Genomic DNA, 4,319 nt, shown 5'->3' on the forward strand with positions numbered 1-4,319 from the left:
CCTGTCAAATCACCTATTGTAGTATTGTTTTTGTATGGGCTTTGTTCGTATCTATAACCTCCGCGCAGACTTAAACGCTCAATTTTATATTCGGCTCCAATTCGCAATTCTGCCGTATTTTGAAGTGAGTTGCTCATTTGCGTATTCAAACTCTTAAAATAAGGGTCACTATTAGGCTTGAATTTAGTATTAGAATAGTCTTTTACTGCATAATCAACACTTAACAAACCTACTTTCCCAAAAACATAGGCTAAACTACCTGTTACTTTACTAGGTGTTTGCAGTTTGTAAGGAGCGTATATATTAGTGTAATTAGGGTCAACAACATCTGATGGCAATGATCCTGCATTGTTGGTACTTACAGCAATTAGTCTTTGTGATAACTCATCATTTACTCTATACCAAGTTGAGGACTCGTAGGTTAGACCCGCTCGAAGTTCTTTGTTTACTTTTGCAATAGCACCTAATTGAAATGAAAATCCACTTCCGTAGGTATACAAATCATTATTAAATTGCAATCTAGTAACTTTGTAATTGGCATCAAGGGGATTCGTATTTTCCTCATAAAAAACGCTCGATTGTCTCAGGTCGATAAAATGAGAGTTTAAGTTTAAACCTATGTATAATTTATCTTTGTATGAGGTGGACCCATTAAAAGATAATTTACCACTGTATCCTGAATTAACTACTGTATTCTCCTGATAATAATTCCCTCCTGCAGCAACGTTAGAAGTGTAAGGGGAGTTATTATTGTTACTATTTACTGCATTGATAACATATCCTTGATATCCTAGCATAGCTTGTTGTGCGGCAAAGCCATTTAATTGCGGAAATTGGTTGTTAGGTAAATTAGTTCCCAAAAACGAATATAAGCTGCCAATAGATTCACCAGGTTCTGTATTTACGAACTCTTGCGGAACGGGTGCTCCGTTATTTCCCGTATTAGCATAGCTCAAAAAATAATTACCAACTGATCTTGTAGGGTTTGTACCTGCTGAAAAAAGAGAGTTATTGAAATTATTAGTGTTTTCAAAGTTCAGTCCTATTGCAATTTTTTTCCAATTACTATCAGGATTTTGACTATTAAATACAAATACGCCGCCAGCCTGATTCAATTCTAATGAGTTGTCTTTTTCAGTAGTGTTCGTTCCAAAATAATTAGAATCATTTTTTTTAACCGAATTGCTTACTGTAAACCCCACTTGGTTATTGACAAATATAGAAGATCCAGCAGGATTTATTCCAATAGCTGATAGATCACCACCTAGTGCGCCAAATGCGCCACTCATAGCTCTAAATCGCGCTGTTCCCGTAGTATTATCTTGGGAGTACCTTAAAGCATCTTTAATTTCTTGCGACTGAACTACACCGCAAGTTAGCGCTAGTAAGAAGGCAAGGGATATATTTTTTTTCATTGTAAGTTGAATTTAGATATTTAAAAATGGGGGAGTCACTTATCTACCACCTCTTCCACCAGATGATCTTCCGCTGCTAGATCCGCCCGATGATCTTCCTCCACCAAAGTCACCTCCTGATGATCTTCCGCTATTTGAAGATGGCGTGTATGATCTTTCTGATCTTGTATTACTTGACCTTCCTTGCGTACTTGAATTTTGGTTATCGGATCCTCCTCTTCTAAAAATAGGGCTATTAGTTCTTGTTCCAGGATTAAATGATCCGTTTCTCGAATAGTTACTGTTGCTTCTCCCGCTGTAAGTTCTGTTAATTTGTGTATTACTACTTCTAGAATTGATATTTCTATCTATATTTGAATTGTAATTCACAGACCCTCTTCTTCCTGCATTATTTGAGTAATTTCTACTATATATTTGATTTCCGTATCTATGGAGATCATCTCTATAAGTTCCGTAAAATGGATTTCCGTAATAACTATTATATCCGTAGAAGGGACTGTTCAGTCTAAATATTCCATAACCAAATCCATTGAAACCGAGTCCAAAAGAAGAGTTCCAGTTATAACCTGCACCATAGTAAGGATCTAGCCATCCGAATCTACCATCTAAGTACGGGAGATTATATCCAAAACCATCAAAAAGATAAGGGTTTCTCCAGCTATTATAGCCAGGTCCCCATCCCCAATTGTTACCGAAGTTGTTTGAGTAAACATTGATATCAGTTAGTGTGTAATTTGATCCCCATCCACCATAGTTTCCGCTGTTTTGTCCAGCATCATTAGGATTTTGGTAATCGTTATAAGAGTCTATATCGGTAAAAATCTCTACAGACTGATTGTCTTTCTGTAAAGAACTAAAATAGTTTTCGTATCGATTGTCCGTGTTGTCTACTCGCTGCCTCTGCTGGTTTGGGTTTGCAGTGTCTCCATATATTCCGTCTCCATAATAGGAACTATTTTGATAGGATCCACAAGACACCATCAAAACACTTAAAACTACGATTACGCTAAAAAGAGCTGTTTTTCTGGATGAAAAATTATTTGTTTTCATATCTATTTCTTTTTTTATTGTTGCACATTACAAAAATAGTTAGTTTTGCGAAACTATTTAATTAAAATAATTAAAACAAAATTTGTGCCAAACTATTCATTATGAGTAAAAACCTTACTACCCGATCCGAAGATTATTCAAAATGGTATAACGAACTGGTTGTTAAGGCTGATCTAGCCGAAAATTCAGGAGTTAGAGGCTGTATGGTGATCAAACCTTATGGTTACGCTATTTGGGAAAAAATGCAAGCTGAGTTAGATAGAATGTTTAAAGAAACAGGTCATCAAAATGCTTATTTCCCTCTTATTGTTCCGAAAAGTATGTTTGAACCAGAAGAAAAAAATGCAGAGGGATTTGCAAAAGAATGTGCTATTGTAACACATTACAGATTAAAGAACGATCCAGACAAGCCAGGGAAATTAATGGTGGATCCTAATGCTAAATTAGAAGAAGAGCTAATTGTTCGACCTACCAGTGAGGCTATCATTTGGTCTACCTATAAAGGATGGGTACAATCTTACAGGGATTTACCATTACTTATTAATCAATGGGCAAATGTGGTTCGCTGGGAAATGAGAACACGTTTGTTTTTGCGTACTGCAGAATTTTTATGGCAGGAAGGGCACACTGCTCATGCTACTAGAGTCGAAGCTGTTGAGGAGTCTGAGAAAATGATGAACGTTTATGCTGATTTTGCTCAAAACTTCATGGCAATTCCTGTTGTTAAGGGGTTAAAAACCGAAACGGAGCGTTTTGCTGGAGCAGAAGAGACTTATTGTATCGAAGCATTGATGCAAGACGGAAAAGCACTGCAAGCAGGAACTTCGCACTTCTTAGGTCAAAATTTTGCTAAAGCATTTGATGTTAAGTTTGCTAATGCCGAAGGAAAACAGGAATATGTGTGGGGAACTTCTTGGGGAGTTTCAACTCGTTTAATGGGTGCTTTAGTAATGACGCATTCAGATGATCAAGGATTGGTATTGCCACCTAATTTAGCGCCAATACAGGTTGTAATTGTTCCTATATACAAGACAGATGAGCAATTGTCTGAGATTGCAGCAGCGGTTTCAAATTTAACAGCGGATTTGAGAAAATTAAATGTCACCGTGAAATTTGATGATCGTACAACTCAGAAGCCAGGATTTAAATTTGCCGAATGGGAATTGAAAGGAGTGCCGGTTCGTATAGCTGTAGGTCCTAAAGATTTAGAAAACGGAACTTTTGAAGTAGCGAGAAGAGATACGTTAACGAAAGAAGTTAAGCCTAAAGAAGGTATAGCAACCTATATCAAAGAGCTGTTAGAACAAATTCAGAATGATTTGTTTAATAAAGCATTGGAATATAGAAATACACATATAACTGAGGTTGCTAATTTTGAAGAATTTAAAGAAGTTTTAAATAATAAAGGTGGTTTTGTTTCCGCGCACTGGGATGGAACAGCAGCTACAGAAGAGAAGATAAAAGATTTGACTAAGGCTACCATTCGTTGTATTCCTTTAGACACGAAAGAAGAGGAGGGGACTTGTGTGCTTACAGGTGCTAAATCTACGAAGAGAGTATTGTTTGCTAAGGCTTATTAAATTTTTTTATTTTTTTTAGTTTAGGTATTGCACTTCTCGAAAATAGTTGTATTTTTGCATCCGCAATACAGAAGCAGGGCCCGTTCGTCTATCGGTTAGGACGCATGGTTTTCATCCATGTAAGAGCGGTTCGATTCCGCTACGGGCTACTATTTTTATTGTACTGCAGTGTTCCTTAACTTTAAAAGGAAACTGGCCCGTTCGTCTATCGGTTAGGACGCATGGTTTTCATCCATGTAAGAGCGGTTCGATTCCGCTACGGGCTACTACTTCA

3 protein-coding genes and 2 tRNA genes are annotated in these 4,319 nt (G+C 37.0%); 3 read left to right on the plus strand and 2 right to left on the minus strand.

Annotated elements, in window-relative coordinates:
* Both P8M54_RS08585 and P8M54_RS08590 read right to left on the minus strand, forming a co-directional pair.
* A partial coding sequence (locus P8M54_RS08585; protein ID WP_300287241.1) for an outer membrane protein transport protein occupies positions 1–1,415 on the minus strand: 1,415 nt, incomplete at its 3' end.
* A 39-nt stretch (positions 1,416–1,454) separates the two neighbouring features.
* Positions 1,455–2,465: a hypothetical protein gene (locus tag P8M54_RS08590; RefSeq protein ID WP_300287243.1), complete on the minus strand. Its 1,011-nt coding sequence runs from the start codon at positions 2,463–2,465 to the stop codon at positions 1,455–1,457.
* A gap of 101 nt (positions 2,466–2,566) precedes the next feature.
* On the opposite strand from P8M54_RS08590, the gene proS reads away from it, so the two are divergent.
* From proS to P8M54_RS08605, 3 genes are all read left to right on the plus strand, one after another.
* Positions 2,567–4,045 carry a proline--tRNA ligase gene (gene proS / locus P8M54_RS08595; RefSeq protein WP_300287245.1) on the plus strand — a complete coding sequence of 493 codons (1,479 nt, stop codon included), beginning with the start codon at positions 2,567–2,569 and terminating at the stop codon, positions 4,043–4,045.
* Between the two features lie 77 nt (positions 4,046–4,122).
* Positions 4,123–4,194 (plus strand) — tRNA-Glu (locus P8M54_RS08600).
* A 45-nt stretch (positions 4,195–4,239) separates the two neighbouring features.
* Positions 4,240–4,311: transfer RNA gene (locus tag P8M54_RS08605), tRNA-Glu, on the plus strand.
* Positions 4,312–4,319 lie beyond the last annotated feature (8 nt).

Source organism: Flavobacterium sp., assembly GCF_029242675.1.
GTDB lineage: Bacteria > Bacteroidota > Bacteroidia > Flavobacteriales > Flavobacteriaceae > Flavobacterium.

Excerpts from the sequence above, each read along its gene's own strand:
- proS (WP_300287245.1), top strand. The coding sequence starts at position 2,567 with ATGAGTAAAAACCTTACTACCCGATCCGAAGATTATTCAAAATGGTAT.
- P8M54_RS08590 (WP_300287243.1), bottom strand. The coding sequence starts at position 2,465 with ATGAAAACAAATAATTTTTCATCCAGAAAAACAGCTCTTTTTAGCGTA.